At 37.6% G+C, this 16,699-nt stretch carries 15 protein-coding genes; 2 read left to right on the top strand and 13 right to left on the bottom strand.

What is annotated here, in order from left to right; all coding sequences use genetic code 11:
• Positions 1–133: 133 nt before the first annotated feature.
• The 3 genes from NQ560_RS00815 to rpiB form a co-directional block, all read right to left on the bottom strand.
• Complete coding sequence (locus NQ560_RS00815; protein ID WP_117606421.1) at positions 134–391, bottom strand: hypothetical protein; 258 nt, start codon at positions 389–391, stop codon at positions 134–136.
• A gap of 456 nt (positions 392–847) precedes the next feature.
• Positions 848–1,630 (bottom strand): N-acetylmuramoyl-L-alanine amidase, encoded by a 783-nt coding sequence (locus tag NQ560_RS00810; protein ID WP_040015377.1) that lies wholly within the window; start codon positions 1,628–1,630, stop codon positions 848–850.
• Positions 1,631–1,902: 272 nt separating this feature from the next.
• Positions 1,903–2,343, bottom strand: coding sequence for a ribose 5-phosphate isomerase B (rpiB, locus tag NQ560_RS00805; protein WP_040015376.1), 441 nt, complete (start codon positions 2,341–2,343; stop codon positions 1,903–1,905).
• 193 nt (positions 2,344–2,536) lie between these two features.
• On the opposite strand from rpiB, the gene NQ560_RS00800 reads away from it, so the two are divergent.
• A complete protein-coding gene (locus NQ560_RS00800; RefSeq protein ID WP_005331950.1) occupies positions 2,537–3,319 on the top strand; it encodes a Cof-type HAD-IIB family hydrolase in 783 nt (260 codons plus the stop codon).
• 13 nt (positions 3,320–3,332) lie between these two features.
• On the opposite strand, the gene xylB is transcribed toward NQ560_RS00800, so the two are convergent.
• The 4 genes from xylB to NQ560_RS00780 all read right to left on the bottom strand — a co-directional run bounded on the left by xylB (position 3,333) and on the right by NQ560_RS00780 (position 10,335).
• Complete coding sequence (gene xylB / locus NQ560_RS00795; protein ID WP_005331948.1) at positions 3,333–4,790, bottom strand: xylulokinase; 1,458 nt, start codon at positions 4,788–4,790, stop codon at positions 3,333–3,335.
• A gap of 96 nt (positions 4,791–4,886) precedes the next feature.
• Complete coding sequence (locus NQ560_RS00790; RefSeq protein ID WP_005331946.1) at positions 4,887–7,580, bottom strand: AAA family ATPase; 2,694 nt, start codon at positions 7,578–7,580, stop codon at positions 4,887–4,889.
• On the bottom strand, positions 7,577–8,713 hold the full coding sequence (locus NQ560_RS00785; RefSeq protein ID WP_005331944.1) for an exonuclease SbcCD subunit D: 1,137 nt from the start codon (positions 8,711–8,713) through the stop codon (positions 7,577–7,579). The genes NQ560_RS00790 and NQ560_RS00785 overlap by 4 nt, the downstream gene beginning before the upstream one ends.
• Before the next feature lie 188 nt (positions 8,714–8,901).
• The gene (locus NQ560_RS00780) at positions 8,902–10,335 is read right to left on the bottom strand and encodes an aspartate ammonia-lyase (RefSeq protein ID WP_040015375.1); all 1,434 of its coding nucleotides are present in this window, start codon (positions 10,333–10,335) and stop codon (positions 8,902–8,904) included.
• A gap of 154 nt (positions 10,336–10,489) precedes the next feature.
• On the opposite strand from NQ560_RS00780, the gene NQ560_RS00775 reads away from it, so the two are divergent.
• Positions 10,490–11,428, top strand: a complete 939-nt coding sequence (locus tag NQ560_RS00775) for a LysR family transcriptional regulator (protein WP_005331941.1) — start codon at positions 10,490–10,492, stop codon at positions 11,426–11,428.
• An 88-nt stretch (positions 11,429–11,516) separates the two neighbouring features.
• Here NQ560_RS00775 and NQ560_RS00770 read toward each other — a convergent pair whose 3' ends face one another.
• From NQ560_RS00770 to NQ560_RS00745, 6 genes are all read right to left on the bottom strand, one after another.
• Positions 11,517–12,869 carry a M20 family metallopeptidase gene (locus NQ560_RS00770; RefSeq protein WP_005331938.1) on the bottom strand — a complete coding sequence of 451 codons (1,353 nt, stop codon included), beginning with the start codon at positions 12,867–12,869 and terminating at the stop codon, positions 11,517–11,519.
• Positions 12,870–12,978: 109 nt separating this feature from the next.
• Complete coding sequence (locus NQ560_RS00765) at positions 12,979–13,137, bottom strand: hypothetical protein (protein ID WP_005331936.1); 159 nt, start codon at positions 13,135–13,137, stop codon at positions 12,979–12,981.
• Between the two features lie 252 nt (positions 13,138–13,389).
• Positions 13,390–14,949 (bottom strand): SMI1/KNR4 family protein, encoded by a 1,560-nt coding sequence (locus tag NQ560_RS00760; RefSeq protein WP_005331935.1) that lies wholly within the window; start codon positions 14,947–14,949, stop codon positions 13,390–13,392.
• Positions 14,950–15,002: 53 nt separating this feature from the next.
• On the bottom strand, positions 15,003–15,455 hold the full coding sequence (locus tag NQ560_RS00755) for a hypothetical protein (RefSeq protein WP_005331933.1): 453 nt from the start codon (positions 15,453–15,455) through the stop codon (positions 15,003–15,005).
• 136 nt (positions 15,456–15,591) lie between these two features.
• A complete protein-coding gene (locus NQ560_RS00750; RefSeq protein ID WP_005331932.1) occupies positions 15,592–16,008 on the bottom strand; it encodes an immunity 70 family protein in 417 nt (138 codons plus the stop codon).
• Positions 16,009–16,076: 68 nt separating this feature from the next.
• A complete protein-coding gene (locus NQ560_RS00745; protein WP_005331930.1) occupies positions 16,077–16,634 on the bottom strand; it encodes a hypothetical protein in 558 nt (185 codons plus the stop codon).
• Positions 16,635–16,699 lie beyond the last annotated feature (65 nt).

Below are 16,699 nucleotides of genomic sequence, written 5' to 3'. Positions count from 1 at the left end.
CAGTTTTTGTAGATGCATAATAATTAAAAAGAAAAGGCAAGTTCTTAAAAATTCATTTCAGAACATGCCTTTTCTTTATAGCATTTAATGTAATTCAAAATATCTTCTATTAAGCCTCTATAATTTTTAACTCTTATAACTGTTTCCCGTTATGTCTGTGTATCAGGAATAAAAATCCACCGATCACTCCGCCGATCACTCCGGCATAAACAGCAACACACATTACATTTGCTATACAGTCAATCAATGCAATTTTTCCGATTGCCGTGCAGAAGAACATTCCAACTATAAATGTTGTAACACTCCACAGCAATACATTTGCTGATAAAAATGTTCCGTCCTGTGTTTCCGCTCCAAATATTTTTCCTGTCATTTCCCATAAAAATCTCATATTCATTCCTCCCTGCATATGAAACAACTTTCAAGAATGCCTCGGCATTCTTGCTGCGAGGTGCACGTCATGCAATTGCATGACATACTTCTACTGCGCACCTCTGATATCTTAGATGCTCTCACATCTTCATGTGGTCCGCACCATCTCTTTCTTTTCTTCATGTACATTATAGGAACTGCATGTTAAATCAGTTTACAGAGAAATGCTAAATCTTTGTAAAATGTACTCGTTCAGAGCCAGGCAGAATTTTATAAAACAACTGTAAAATAATTACATTTTTAAAGTTGTTTTTAAAATTCTATCTGGCGGATACGCCACACATCACAACTGCTTTTTAGTTGGGACGTTGGGCTCTGGGCGAGTATCTGAATAATTTTAGTTGGGAGGCTGGCTCTGAATGAGCACCTGAACAATTTTAGTCTGGGCGTTGGCTCAAAGCGAGTACCTGAATGATTATTGTATCAAGAGCGTCTCAAATCCGGCTCTCTTAAGTCTTCTCTGTGCCGCCACTGCTTCGTCCAGCATATCATATTCTCCGGAAATCACCCGGTAATATTGTTTCCATTGATCTATATATGCCGGAAATCCACGGTCTTCCAGTGTTTCCTGCTGCCTCGCTGCATTGTTCCGGTTCCGGAACAGTCCGACCTGAATACGGTACTTCGTCTGTTCCACCAGCGTTTCCGGTTCTTTCAGAACTCCGGCATTTTCCAATGTATCCAGGACTCCTGTTGCAATTGCCTGTGCAATATCCTGAAAATTAGAATCAAATAATTCATTATCCGTATCTGAATTGATAAATCCAGCCTCTACAAGTACAGCTGGCATCCGTGTCCGCTTCAACACTACAAGATTCGGTCTTGCTTTCACCCCCAGATCTACAAACCCCACCGTCTCCAATTGTTCATTGATTTCCTGCGCCATCTGATATTTAAGTCCAGACAAATCATAGATCAGACTTTCCACTCCCATTACTTCATTATCTGTCGGATAAGAGTTTCGATGGATCGACAGGAAAAAATCCACTCCTGCCTGATTTGCCTCTACCGCCCGCTCATATGGGGACAAATACACATCTGTTGTCCTGGTGTAAAGTACCTCAATTCCATTTTCCTGAAGAATCTCTCCCACTGTAAGCGTCAGCCTTAATGTATCATCTTTTTCACGGCGCCCCCGATAAACTGCTCCAGGATCACTTCCCCCGTGACCACTATCTAACATCATAGAATATGGCATATTTATTCCTCAAAATCTTTTTATATTATAGTATGACTCAAAAATCAGATAGGTGATTTTTCTAAAATGTGGAAATGTACAGATTTCCAAAAAAATTTCTGCACAGATAAACTTTCACTAGCAATTTCCTTCGAATACTTTTATAGCGCTAAAAAAGGTCCACCGGACCTTTTTGTCGCATGCTTGGCAACAAAAAAACTGCTGCTTCGTCAGATTATCCTTCACAAAGCAACAGTTTTGTTTACTGATTATTTTTACTGATTATTTTTTGCTTATTTATTCTCAATTGCTGTAATCATATCTACTCTGGTCTGGTGTCTTCCGCCTTCGAATTCTGCATTTAACCACTCATCGATGATCATCTTTGCAAGCTCAATTCCGATTACACGGGCACCGAATGCCAGAATATTGGTATTGTTATGCTGTCTGGAAAGTTTTGCAGAATATGGCTCTGAGCAAACAACTGCACGAACACCTTTTACTTTATTTGCTGCCAAAGAGATTCCAACTCCTGTACCACAGATCAGGATACCAAGATCTACATCTCCTGCTGCAACAGCTCGTCCAACTTTCTCGCCGTACTCTGGATAATTACAGCTCTCATATGTATCTGTACCAAAGTTCACAACTTCATATCCTTTTCCTTCCAGGTACTCTACTACCTGATTCTTCATGTCTACTGCTGCATGATCATTACCAATTCCGATTTTCATGACGTTATAGCCTCCTCTTTTCATTGTCGTCTTTTCTTTGACGCCTTTTTATATTATAATAGATAAGATTTCTATTATCAACACAGGTACATCAATTAATACAGAAAGATAACATAAGATTTTTTACACAAGCTTACTTTTAAGCAAGTGCTTGACTTTAATCATCTTACAGCTCAGAAAGAAAGGAACTATTATGATACAATATATTGCCAGCGATGTAGACGGAACTTTACTTCATGGTCACGCAACCACTCTGAATCCAGAATTGTTTGACATTATCCGCCAGCTAAAAGAACATGGGATACATTTTATTGCAGCCAGCGGCCGCCAGTACAAAAATCTCCAACGTCTATTCGCCCCTGTGAAGGATGATATCTCCTATGTTGCAGAAAATGGATCTATGTGTGTACATGATGGCAAGATCGTCTCATTAGGACATATTGATACTGGTCTTATCTACGAAATCGCAGACGCTGCAAAAGAATATGGTCATTGCCACACTTTAATTTCTACAGCCCGAACCGGATATACCGACTCACAAGATTCTGACTACATCGATCATATCCGTAACGATGTTGGTTATGACATGGACGTTGTCCAAAATGTACGTGATATCAAAGAACCTTTTATCAAAATCGCCGTATGTGATTTTGACGGAACTGAAAAACGTCTTCGCGCCTATTTTCAAGAGCGTTTCGCTGATCGGATCAAGATTGTGACCTCTGGAAATATCTGGATTGATTTCATTGCACCGAATGCCAACAAGGGTTCTGCTCTTTCCAATATCGTATCTTCCCTTGGCATGGATCCAAAGAATGGTATCACATTCGGAGATCAGTACAATGATCTGGAAATGTTGCAGCTGTCCAACACAAGCTATGCCATGACGACTGCTGCCACCGGCGTTGCTGATTACGCAACACATACGACAGATTCTGTCGAGAAAACGTTGCGGGAATTTCTTCAAACACTATAAACAATGAATTTATCTAGAACAACCCTTTCACTGCCGGATACAATTTTCTGAACTGCTGATACCGTTCTTCGTATTTCGCTACAAGTTCTGGTTCCGGTTCAATTGTATCCACAACTTTTACAAGCTTTTCGGCAATCGTTTCTACATCTGGATATTCTCCACATCCAACTGCTGCCAGCATTGCACCGCCAAGTGCCGGACCTTCTTCGCTTTCAATCACATCTACTTTTAAGTTCATGACATTTGCAATAATTTTTCTCCACAGTGGGCTTTTTACACCACCACCGCAGATCTTTGTCCGGTCAATCTGAATACCAAGACTTCTTGCCACTTCCAGAGAATCGCGAAGCCCAAATGCTACGCCTTCCAACACTGCCTGTGTCATGTCTGCCCTTGTTGTGTCCATGGACATACCGATAAACATGGCTCTCGCGTCTGGGTCATTATGTGGAGATCGTTCTCCCATCAGATATGGAAGATAAAAAACTCTGTTTTCTCCAAGATTTTTTATGTCCGTCTGCTCTGCGGCATAATCTTTTGTTCCGAGAATTTCTTCATTCCACCACTTATTACAGGACGCCGCGCTCAGCATACAGCCCATCAAATGATAGTGTCCGTCTGCGTGCGCAAATGAATGAAGGGCATTATGCTTATCTACTCCGAATTTTTCACTGGAGATAAAGATTGTTCCTGATGTTCCAAGGGAAATGTTACATCTTCCGTTTCCGACCGTTCCTGTGCCGACTGCCGCTGCTGCGTTGTCTCCAGCACCTGCGATTACCTTTACATTTTCTGAAAATCTCAGTTCTTCTGCGATTTCCGGCCGTAAAGTTCCTACTACTTCGTAACTTTCATGCAATTTTGGCAACTGTTCTTCTGTAATACCACATATATCTAACATTTCTTTTGACCAACATCTGTTTTCCACATCCATGAGAAGCATTCCCGAAGCATCTGACATATCTGTACAAAACGAACCTGAAAGCCGGTAAGCCAGATAATCTTTTGGCAGCATAATCTTTGCGATTTTTTTATAATTTTCCGGTTCATTTTCCTTCATCCAGAGAATCTTTGGCGCTGTAAAGCCTGCAAATGCAATATTCGCTGTATACTCGGATAATTTATCCTTTCCGATGACCTGATTCAAATAGTCAGTCTCTTTTGCAGTTCTTCCGTCATTCCATAAAATTGCCGGACGAATTACCTGATCGTCTTTATCCAGTGCTACCAGCCCATGCATCTGTCCGCCAAAACTGATGCCAGCCACCTGACTCTTATCGCATTCAGATGTCAGTTCTTTTATTCCTTCCATTGACTGCGCAAACCAATCCTGTGGATTCTGTTCTGACCAGCCCGGGTATGGAAAATATAATGGATATTCTTTTGATACAATTTTCTGAATATTGCCGTTTTCATCCATCATTAACAATTTTACCGCTGAAGTTCCAAGATCAACGCCAATATATAACATCACTTTGCCTCCCTCGCATGTTGTTACATCTATCTTACCTCAATTTATAGAACCAAACAACCTTCTTTCTTTGCAAAACGATTGAGCAATTTCCTTTCAAATAATCTCCGCCCGACTTCCTCCGGCTTTTTCCTTTGTCACTATAATTTGTCTGTCAATTCTTTCCTTCAATTCTCCTACATGAGAAATAATTCCAACAAGTTTATTGCCTTCCGTCAATCCAGCCAGCGCTTTTATTGCCTGCTCCAGTGATTCTTCGTCCAACGAGCCAAAACCTTCGTCCACAAACATCGTATCTAGACGGATTCCTCCGGCTCTTGACTGAACTTCATCCGAAAGCCCTAGCGCTAATGAAAGCGAAGCTTTGAAAGACTCTCCTCCAGACAATGTCTTAACGCTTCGTCTTGTGCCATTATAATGATCAATGACATCTAGTTCCAGACCACTCTGGCTTCGATTATTTCCAGCCACAACACTTCTTGCGAGTTCATATTGTCCCTCCGACATAACCATAAATCTTACGTTTGCCCGCTGTAAAATCCGTTCAAAGTACGCCATCTGAACATAAGTTTCCAGCATGATCTTTTCTTTCCCGGAAATGTTTCCATTTGCCGTATTTGACAGTGCTTTCACCAGCGCCCATTTTTGTTCCAAAACTATGATATCTTTCGACTTCTGTTCAATATTCAAAAGAGCTTTTTGATTTGTCGCCAGTCGTAATTGAAGCTCTTTTAACATTCTTTCATAATCAGCTCTTTGTTCCACTAATGTTGTCTTTTTTTCCTGTTCGCGCTCCACAAAAAATTCTCCGAGATTCTCAAGCTGCTTGTTGCATTGCTCCAGTTTCCCTTCTAGCTTTCGCATATCGCCATTCCATTTTTGCAGATTTTTCTGAGCTGCTTCATATTCCGCCCGGCTGTTTCTTTTCACTGTCTGCAGGTTCTGAAGTTCTATCTCAGCCTGTTTCCAGTCTTCATACCTAAGATTCTGCTGTTGCTCTTCAAACTGTTTGTTTTCCATATCTATCTCTGCTTTTAAAGCTGCAATCTGACCAGATATTTTTTCTCGTTCCTCACGTTTCGTAGTAATCTGCTCTTGTATCTTCTGAATCTGATTTTGGAGTAATTGATATCTTTCAACCTTTTTCTTATTACTTTTCATTTGTTCTTGAAGTTTGTATTCTTCATCTGTGAGTCTTTTTTCTTGCTCCTCAATCTGCTTCTGATCCGCCGCCCGTTCTTTTTGAGCATTTACTTTTCCCAATAGTTCAGCCGCCTCCTGGCTGGAAGCCTCCATCTGATTCCTTGCCTGTTCCCATTTTCGCTTAACTTCTTCCAGTTCCTTCTGTGACGGGATATATTCCGTACCACAAGCTTTCTTAGGATGCTCTTTGGAGCCGCACACTGGGCACGCTTCTCCTTCTTTTAAATGCTTTGCCAGCACCCCTGCCTGTCCATCTAAAAATGTCTGATATGCGAGATCATACTCTGTCTTTCTTTCCTTTGCAATCTGAGCTTTATCCACATACTGCTCCTGAATCTCGGAAAGCTTTCCACAAAGTAAATGATACTTCTTTGTATTTTCCACAACCTGTTTTAGTTCTTCTTTTTCAGAATCTAATTTTTCCTTTCGAAACAGTAATTCCGTTTTCCGTTCCGGCTCATTTTCCAATTGTATTTTCTCACTTTCATCATCCTTCAGACGCTTTTGTAACTCTTCTCTTTCAATGTCCTGCGTTTGTAACCTTTCTTTCTCCTCTTTTAGAAATTTTTTTCTTTCTATTATTCTCTTTTTCTTTTCTTCTAGTTCTTGATAAATCGATATCTGTGTCTGAATTTGAGCAATTTTTACTTCCAGCTCCTCTCTATTTTCCTGCTTTTTCTTTTGTCCTTCCCACTCCTGTTGAATTTTTTCACCTTGTTCCTGCACCTTTATATAATCAGCTTCAGCCAATTCAAGCGTACGAATCGTCTGCTCTCTCGTCTGCGCTTTTTGTAAATGCTCTTGTATCTGCTCCAACTCTTTTTGTAGATTCTGAAGCTTGCAATTTATATTTTCCGCTTCTTCCTGATCTAATCCTATCAATTCTTTTATCGCAGCAATTGCTTCTTCCATAGGAAGTTTTGCAAAGTTGATCTCTTCTTTTCCCAACACTCCTTCTAAATATTGATTTACGCTTCTTCTTGCAAATTCCAGCTCATCCGAAAGTTTACCTGATTCCGCTTTCAATTTTTCCTGTAAAATCTGATAACCGCCTGTCTTAAAAATCTCCCGGAAAATTCCCTGTCTTTCTTTTGTATCTGCCAGTAATAATTTTTGAAAATCTCCCTGTGCAATCATCGCGATTTGAAGAAACTGATTTCGATTCAGACCTAAAATTTCAATAATTGCTTTATTCACTTCTTTTTGTTTTGTAACTACACGGCCATCCGGATATGTCAATTCGGCCTCTGACCTCTGAAGTGTCATTCCTCCACCTTTTTTTGCCGGCCGTTCATACTCCGGATTTCTCCGGACTTTATATTCCTGCCCCCCATTTTCAAAAAGAAGTTCTACCTCTGTCGGAACCTGCGCATCTGCATATTTTGACCGAAGCATTGCCGGTTCCCGATTCTCACCACTGGCCGCACCATATAATGCATAGACAATACCATCAAAAATTGTCGTTTTACCTGCTCCTGTATCTCCGGTAATCAAATACAATCCACCTGTTCCAAGCCTTTCCATATCCAGTTCCTCGCAACCTGCATACGGTCCAAATGCAGATAGTTTTAATTTTTTCGGTCTCAATTCTTATCCTCCCAGATTTTTTCAATTAACGAATGAATCAATTGCTTCTGTTCTTCATTCATTTCCTGATTATTCTGTTTTTCATATAAATCTTCAAATATATCAAACGGTGTTTTTTCTTCTACTTCCTGCACATCCGCAAATGATTTCCTTCCACGCGTCCTTTGATTGTCATAATCCAATTTCATAAGATTCGGATAAATGACTTGTAATTTCCGTACCGCGTCTGGTATATCTTCTTCATCTGTCAATGTAATATGCATATAACAATTTCTGTCCAGACTGTCATAATAAGATTTTTCCGCCACTTCCATATAGCTTCCTTTTATCTCATACCAGTCATGTAAAGGATTCAATTCTTTTGTTCGAATAACTACATTTCCCTTTTGTTTCATTTCTACGATTGTCACAGACTTTTTGTGGTGAATCTCCGAAAAGGAATATTTTAACGGAGTTCCACAATATCGCACTGTCTCTCTGCTAATCTTCTGCGGTCCGTGAATATGGCCCAGTGCTACATAATCAAAATTTTCGAATACATTTACATCTACATTATCTGTTCCCCCCACAGAAATCTCTTCCGACTCACTTCTCTTCGCCCCAGTTACAAACTGATGTGTCACGATTACATTTCTTTCATCCGGATTTACTTTCATCTGCTCCACTGCAACGCGCAAAGCATCTGTATAGTTTTCCACCTGTTCCTCTTCAAAAAAATGCTTTACGTTTACTGGCTTTACAAATGGTAACAAATAAATATTAACCGGTCCCCATTCATCTGTCAGTACAATCGAATCTGTATTTCCAGAATATGCCGGTGCAACATACACACCACTTTCTCTCATCAATCGACCACCAAATGCAATTCTCTCCGCGCTGTCATGATTACCACTAATTATGAATGTCTGCACTTTTTTTCTTGATAACTGACACAAAAAATCATCAAATAACTGGATTGCCTCTATAGGCGGTATTGATTTATCGTAGACGTCTCCAGCAATGAAAACTGCCTCCGGCTTTTCTTCATCAACGACAGTAAGTATTTTCTTCAAAATATCTCTTTGATCTTCCAGCATCGAAAACTCATTCACACGTTTTCCCAGATGCAAGTCCGATATATGTATAAATTTCATGGCAGCCACACCTCATTCTTATTTTTAATCTCATGTGCTTTTATTATATCGATGTTTTTTTCTGTAATCAACCATTCTCTCTCCTGACTATATCACTCAAAATCTTTCCTGTGTAATAAATACAAAACCCCAGAGTCCTAAAACTCTGGGGCATATATCATATGTGATTTTCATCTTAATTTTTCATCTTAAATTTTCATAAGAACATCTTTTCCTGAAATACCTGGTTCTGTCATATGAATTGGATCAAGAATTCGACTCAGTTCCTCTTCATCCATAATATTTTCTTTCAAAATCAAGCTTCTTACAGATTCATTGGAATTAATTGCTTTTTTCGCAATGTCTGCTGTTTTTTCATAACCTACATGCGGACAAATCGCTGTAATGATTCCTACACTGTTTTCTACCAACTGACGACATCTTTCTTCATTGGCCGTAATTCCTACGATACAATTATCTACGAGTGTCTCAACTGCATAGCCAAGCGTATCGATAGACTGGAACATACAATAGAAAATGATCGGCTCAAATGCATTTAATTCTAACTGTCCTGCTTCGGCTGCCATTGTAATTGTCATATCATTTCCAATAATATTAAACGCTACCTGATTAACTACTTCCGGAATAACCGGATTTACTTTACCAGGCATAATAGAGGAACCATTCTGTTTTGCCGGAAGATTAATCTCTCCAAAACCAGCACGCGGACCGGATGACATAAGTCGAAGGTCATTAGACATTTTTGAAAGTGTTACGGCACATGCTTTCACTGCACCGGAAACAGCAACAAAGGAATCCAGATTCTGTGTTGCATCTATCAGATCAAATGCCTGTATAAACTCCATTCCTGAAATTTCTGAAAGGTTAGGAACAATTCTTCTCAAATAATTCTCATCTGCATTGATACCTGTTCCAATGGCGGTTCCTCCCATATTGAGAGTACGCATCTCATCCATTGCCTTGTCCATTCTGTGGATATCTCGCATGATCGCTACTGAATATGCTTTAAATTCCTGTCCCAGACGAATCGGCACTGCATCCTGCATCTGCGTACGTCCCATCTTGATTACATGATCAAACTCTTTCGCTTTTTCATTAAGCGCATCATAAAGACGCAGAAGTTGTTTCTTTAAATTCTGCAACAGATGAAGTGAAGTCATCTTTCCGGCAGTTGGTATGACATCATTTGTCGACTGGCCACAGTTCACATCATCGTTCGGATTTACAATTGTATAATCTCCTTTTTTTCCTCCAAGAATCTCAATTGCACGATTGGCAATGACTTCATTGGCATTCATATTTAAAGAAGTTCCTGCTCCCCCCTGTATAGGATCTACTATAAAATCATCATGAAATTTTCCTTCAATAATCTCATCACAAGCCTGTACAATAGCCTGTGCTTTTTTCTTCTCAAGAATACCGACTTCACAGTTTGTAATAGCTGACGCTTTTTTGATATATGCAAGACTGTTAATAATCTCCGGATGCATATTCAGACCTGTGATGTGAAAGTTTTCTGCTGCACGCAAAGTCTGCACTCCATAATATACCTCTTCCGGAATATCCTTTACCCCAATAGAATCTTTTTCTACACGATAATCCGTTTTTTTCATATCGTCCATAGTTACTCTCCTTTTACCATTCATTCTCCCAGCGAATCATTTTGGTTCGTTTCTTTTAGTTGTCCTTATTATATATACCTGCTATAATATAATCAAATACATATATTTTTATAGATTATATAGCTTAAAAGTTATATTTTCAAAGGGGGATAATATGTTTCAAGGAATGAAATATGTCTATGAAGTATATAAAGAAAAAAGTTTTTCAAAAGCTGCCGCCAGCCTTTTTATTTCGCAGCCTTCTTTAAGTGCAAATGTAAAACGAATAGAAAATCGCATCGGTTCTCCTATCTTTGACCGAAGCACAAAACCCTTACAACTGACAGAGGTCGGCGAACATTATATACAGGCCATTGAAAAAATTATGGATATTGAAAATAATCTGAAAAATTTTATTCGCGATTTAGGAGATTTAAAAACCGGAACACTCAACATAGGCGGAAGTAACTTTTTTTCTTCATGGGTACTTCCTTCTCTTATCGCTGATTTTTCCCAAAAATTTCCTAATATCCAGATTTCTCTCGTAGAGGAAAGCAGCGCGAATCTTTCTCTGCTCCTCCAAGCAGGAAAACTAGATTTAATGATCGATAACTGTATTTTAGATGAGCAGATTTTTGATCACTATGTTTATCAAAAAGAACATCTTTTACTTGCCGTTCCCAAAAGCTACTCCGTAAATACCCGACTGCAAGAATATCAGATTCCTATTGAGACCATTCATGACGGTAGTTTCCTTTCTCCGGAGGTTCTTTCCGTTCCACTAAACAGTTTTGCAAATGAGCCCTTTATTATTCTACGTTCAGATAACGATACCGGTAAGCGTGCTCTAACGATTTGCCAGGAAAACAACTTTACTCCGCATACAATTTTTCGACTAGATCAACAGATGACCGCCTATAATATCGCCTGTTCTGGAATGGGGATCACTTTTATCGGGGATCTCCTGCTCGCAAGCGCACCGGCAACTTCAGAACTTATTTTTTATAAACTTCCCGGCAAGAACTGTAATCGAAATGTATCATTTTACTGGAAAAAAGGACGCTACATCAGCAGAGCTATGGAAGAATTTCTAAAAATTGCTCTCCCTCAATAACACTGGAAATAGAATTTCCTATGAAATAATAAAATCAGGAGCACCCGCCTCACAGATGATCCTGATTTTATTATTATATTTTTACATTCTATATAGCAAGAAGATTCTTGATTGCTTCCATATAAATCAGAACAGCTTCTTCCATCTCGGATACAAGAATATATTCATCTGAACCATGGATACGATAATCTACTCCTAGTTTTTCCGGTCCAAATGCAATAATATTTTTCAATGTTTTTGCATAAGTTCCCCCACCAATTACCATTGGCTCATTTTCCGTATCTCCTGTCACATCAACATACGCTTTGTATAAGGCCTCTACCAGCGGTGACTCTCTTGGGAAAAACAATGGATTCCCGATACTGTTAATTTCAATTCGTCCATTTTCATCCTCTAATTTTCCTTCACACATACTGCGGATATCTTCCTCTTTAAATGTAACCGGAACACGGATATCAATTGTACAAGAGATCACACCATCTTCTGTTTTCACAATTCCGTTACAAAGTGTCAATTCTCCATATGCATCTTGGCATTTTAATCCAACTCCAACTCCATCACAAGAAGTTCCAATATGTGAATTATAGAATTTTACAAAGTCATCTTCGAATCCAACTTGCTCCAGACATTCAAATATCACGCCTGCTGCATTCACACCAAATGTCGGTGTACTTGCATGTGCCGGAACACCTTTCGCTTCAATATGGATTTCTCCATTCTCTTCTGTAACTTTATATTCCTGAAGTTTTGTGTTAGCAAAAGCGGCTTCCAATTTTTCTTTCAGACCATCTTCTGCCGGAATAACTGCTGTGCAGTTATCACATACTGCATTAGATACAAAACCACCATTCATAGCAATAATCTTTGTGTTCTTAGAATACACAGTCATACCCATATGACCTTTTTCTCCATGAATACATGGGAAACTTGCATCTGGAGTAAATCCACAGGATAACTCCTCAGCTACTTCATTATAATGCTGCATACATCTAGAACCTGTTTCCTCATTACATCCCATAATAAGACGAACACGTTTATTAAGTTTTACGCCTGAATCACGCAGTAATTTCATCGCATAAAGAGCTTCCATCACAGGTCCTTTGTCATCTGTAGTTCCACGTCCATACACATAATCACCTTTACGTGTCAATTCGAATGGATTATAGCTCCAATCTCCACCTACAGGTACAATATCAAGATGTCCGGCGATACCAACAATTTCGTCTCCTTCTCCCATCTCTGCATAACCACAATAATTGTCCAAATTCACTGTACGGAATCCCATCTCTTCCGCAATTTGAAGTCCTACGCTAAGTGCTTTAGCTGGTCCTTCTCCAAATGGCTTTCCTTCTTCCGGTGTGCCAAGCTGTGAATCAATTGCTACCAATCTTCCCAAATTAGCAACCATCTCTTCTGATAATGCATGAATCTTTTCTTTCATCTTAATTTATCCTCCAATTTTTTTATTATTATTGTTAAAATTTTTAATTCTATAACGTATATAATCCATGTAGGATCACGTAATAGTCCCCTCGCTCGTTGCATCGTCTTTACGCATCAAAATCGGCTTCAAATACTCCTTCCGGTGTGCGCATTGTCAAAATACCAAGATTAAAATCTTCATCTCGGATTGTAATATGATATTCAAAAACAACTTCCTCATCAAATTTAGACAATAACAAATACTCTCCATTTTCTTTTCTGGCCAACTATTATTATCCTATCATAACTTCCTGTAGAATACAATTTATATGCTACAGCGTTCTCACTTTTCTATTATATTAAAAACCCCAGAAGTGAACCGACCCCCAGAAGTTAGACCAAAAAATCTAACTATTGGGGGTCGGTTCACTAAGCGGTTATCTTTGATATCTTAATAGTAAAGCGGACTAACCGTCTATCAGTAGCACTCTTTTTCTATAATCATATTATCAAGTATCTGTGGAAATGTCAAAAAGTTCTTACCTTATTTCAAATAGCCCTGGCATGCCTATTTTCTCAGCTATTATATTTGCTTTTGAACTTGTGATGTTTGATAACAATTTTGTTGGCAAACTTTTCGATTTTTGCAATAACTCTCCCGTACTCATTTCCAAATTGAAAGCCCTTTTTATTGTTACCAATCCTTTTACTCCTTCTTTCGGCATTTTTATTAAATATAGATCACCATAGTCAACTCCTCTTACATCTTCTCCATCTATATCTTCGATTTCAAATCCTTTTTCCATCCATTTATTAAAATCCGGAATAATTTGATACGGACTTTCCAAATCATAATCACCCGCATCTACCAGATAAACGGTTTTCGCTTCTTTTTCCTGCTTCATCAGAAAGACCAGGTCACCACCATCATCTCCAACAGCAACGATATCTGGCTGATATATATTTACCTGCAAGTCTTTATTCATAGCATCTAATTCTTCAAGCGAATAGAATGTGCAGCCATTCTCTAAGCTCAGACCATCATATTTACATATGAACTCTTTATATACTGCTGGCAGTTTATATTTTTCTTCCTTTAATTCAAATGGTAAAGCCTTACTTTTTTGCAAATTATCAAACAACCTTTTCTCAAATCTTTTTCCGTCATTTACATACATTCTTCCTGATTTACTGAAAGATACTTCCGGTATCATTTCTGTCTTTATACTTAAATTTATAAACTTTGCAATCGGATCAAAATTAATTAAATTATGCGGTTCCGGAAAATTCTTCTCTATATTAAATTCTTCATATTCTTTTATAAAGCTCTTATGTTCGGGCATCTTAATCTTATCAAGTAATGGACTGCCTTCCAAAAACTTCATAGCTATATGATACAAACCATGTATAAATATTGCCACCATCTTTCCCAAAGTTTGAATGTCTTTATCCAGCCCATAAATGTGTTCATTAATCCACTTACATTTTCCCATAAGATCACACAATTCCTGTAATCCGCAATTAACTCCGTCCACATCTTTCTGATATAAATCATAGAAAAATTTTGCTAGTTTTAAATCAAATTGTGTCCGTTTTTTCTCCATAAATGTACTTAATTCTGCCTGCGCTTTCTTTCCCACCTCATCATCATGATATGTCATGGCATAAACCATATTATAATACGAAGCTGAATAACTGTAACTAGCAGGTCCTGCCTCAAACGGCATGATTTTTTCCAACAGCTTGTAATCATTACAAAAATAAGCAATCACAGCTTCGATGAAATTAATTGTCTGTGTTCCTCCGCTATTCGCTCTATTTCTATAAATGCAATTGAAACGATTTTCCTGATAAATCCCATTCAACATATAAGCCATATCACCGGTTATAAAAGCTTTATTTATTCCTGCAAACATAAGTCTATTGCTGCGCAGCAAATTAAAATACATATTCCAGAAGTATCCGTCTGCTTTTCCCAATTCGACTTTCTTTTTAAATTCAGCTATAGCCCTTTCAATATCACTCCAAAGTTCATCTTCACCAGACTCACCCATTATTTTTTCATATTTTTGTTGATAACTTTTTGCTGCCTTTACCATAACTTATCCCTTTCTCAATTCTACAACCCACAATTATCTGACATCTAATTATATTAAATTTCTTTTACCTCTTTTTGAGGAACGCAATTTAATTTTTTTACCATAAATTCAAATATTTCCGCTTCATATCCAGACGAATACAATAACTGAAAGTTATTACATCGATGAATAATAATATACTTTTGTGTATTTCCCCAAAATTCAACCTTAAAAGTTGCTGTCAATATTCCGTTAAAAAATATTCGTTTTATACCTTTTACTTTGAGAAAGTATTCGTTATTTTTTTCAAAAAAATCATACTCTAATGTATCATTGGCATTATGAGTTTTCAGTTGCCGAATTATTTCACTTTGAGACATTTCTGTTTCAAATATCAGATTCTGTCCTGCATTTATATATGTCCCGTTAGAATATTTCGTATATCTCTTCCAACGTGTTACGATAATTATCACCGAGCTAATCAACAATATACAAAAAAATATATAAAAAACAAGCGTACTGTTCATATTACTCCCTTTCCTCGATTTATTTTTGTAATATCAACTGCGTTTATTGATATAGCGATTTTCGTATTTTAATAATTTATAAATCAAGTTTATCTAATTACTATAATCGGAACTCTTCCTTCTGATTTTTAAACTATTATAAATTATCAATCTCAATATCGCACTGCATTTCTTTTGCTTCATTCATCGCCTCGCTTAAAACGGAAATCAAATCTCTTCCATCACTGGTAACAAAATAATTAGACAAATCTGTAATATCTGAACTAATATTATTTCCCCAAGGCGGTGTTAAACTTAAGTCTTCAGCATCCCATATTACATCAGAGGGCGGAAAATTTTTCAGTTCTTTTCTTACTTTACGCAATTCCTCTAGCCCTTCATTTAAATCTTGATTTTTTAAACATCCTTGATATAATTCTCCCATTAATTTGGGATAAACACGCCCCCATTTCCCATGTTCGAGCCGAATACATATCGTAGAAAAAAAAGAATGCAAAAAATCACTTGTTCCAACTTGAAACCAATAATAGCCTACTTTAAACCCTACCGCCATATCATCCCTCCACTATTTGCTATGCAATGCCACCGTTATCTGACTTTTTTTGTAAACTCACAATTTCGTTAAACCATTAAATCGTATTCTCTCGGGCTTTGAGCACCTATAGTTACAAATCGTAACTGCTCCTTTTTACTATAAGCATTTTTTAATATCATATATCCATTGATAGTTGTAGAAGCATATCTTTTCATAATTTTTCTTAAATCATTGAAGATTTCTTTGCTAATTTTATTGTCATACCATATTGTAGATACAGTTGTAGGCACAATTGTATTTTCATCATATAATCCGCCAAGATTAATAGAAACACTCGTTTCATTCAGATATTGAGATATATGTTTATATTTATCAAAGCATATTGATTTGTCATCTTTTATAACAAGATATTGATTTCCTATGTGACTTCCATTGAGAGAAATACCAAAATAAATAGTTTTAGTAATATCATCAATTTTATTCTCATTTCTACCACATTTATAATATTTAACTAAATTAAGTTCTTGAAATTCATAAAATACACTTTCTAAATCTTTTCTTGTTCCAAATACTCTAAAACTTCTTGAAGCCATTTGTTTTTCCCCTAAAGCCAAGTTTGCATTGCGTTTTTCTAAGTATACCATATTGCATAACAAAACTCTATTCTTACCTTTTTATACAACTCAAAACCCCAGAAGCCTAAGCCTCT

The organism is Dorea formicigenerans (assembly GCF_025150245.1).
GTDB lineage: Bacteria > Bacillota > Clostridia > Lachnospirales > Lachnospiraceae > Dorea > Dorea formicigenerans.
This window is presented reverse-complemented; position numbering and strand designations above follow the sequence as displayed.

What these genes read in the sequence shown, in the direction of transcription:
- rpiB (WP_040015376.1), bottom strand. Translation starts at nt 2,343, where the DNA reads ATGAAAATCGGAATTGGTAATGATCATGCAGCAGTAGACATGAAGAAT.
- NQ560_RS00770 (WP_005331938.1), bottom strand. Translation starts at nt 12,869, where the DNA reads ATGAAAGAAAAGATTCATGCATTATCAGAAGAGATGGTTGCTAATTTG.
- NQ560_RS00780 (WP_040015375.1), bottom strand. Translation starts at nt 10,335, where the DNA reads ATGGACGATATGAAAAAAACGGATTATCGTGTAGAAAAAGATTCTATT.
- NQ560_RS00785 (WP_005331944.1), bottom strand. Translation starts at nt 8,713, where the DNA reads ATGAAATTTATACATATATCGGACTTGCATCTGGGAAAACGTGTGAAT.
- NQ560_RS00760 (WP_005331935.1), bottom strand. Translation starts at nt 14,949, where the DNA reads ATGGTAAAGGCAGCAAAAAGTTATCAACAAAAATATGAAAAAATAATG.
- NQ560_RS00775 (WP_005331941.1), top strand. Translation starts at nt 10,490, where the DNA reads ATGTTTCAAGGAATGAAATATGTCTATGAAGTATATAAAGAAAAAAGT.
- NQ560_RS00750 (WP_005331932.1), bottom strand. Translation starts at nt 16,008, where the DNA reads ATGGCGGTAGGGTTTAAAGTAGGCTATTATTGGTTTCAAGTTGGAACA.
- NQ560_RS00815 (WP_117606421.1), bottom strand. Translation starts at nt 391, where the DNA reads ATGAGATTTTTATGGGAAATGACAGGAAAAATATTTGGAGCGGAAACA.
- NQ560_RS00755 (WP_005331933.1), bottom strand. Translation starts at nt 15,455, where the DNA reads ATGAACAGTACGCTTGTTTTTTATATATTTTTTTGTATATTGTTGATT.
- NQ560_RS00745 (WP_005331930.1), bottom strand. Translation starts at nt 16,634, where the DNA reads ATGGTATACTTAGAAAAACGCAATGCAAACTTGGCTTTAGGGGAAAAA.
- NQ560_RS00810 (WP_040015377.1), bottom strand. Translation starts at nt 1,630, where the DNA reads ATGCCATATTCTATGATGTTAGATAGTGGTCACGGGGGAAGTGATCCT.
- xylB (WP_005331948.1), bottom strand. Translation starts at nt 4,790, where the DNA reads ATGTTATATATTGGCGTTGATCTTGGAACTTCAGCGGTAAAATTGTTA.
- NQ560_RS00800 (WP_005331950.1), top strand. Translation starts at nt 2,537, where the DNA reads ATGATACAATATATTGCCAGCGATGTAGACGGAACTTTACTTCATGGT.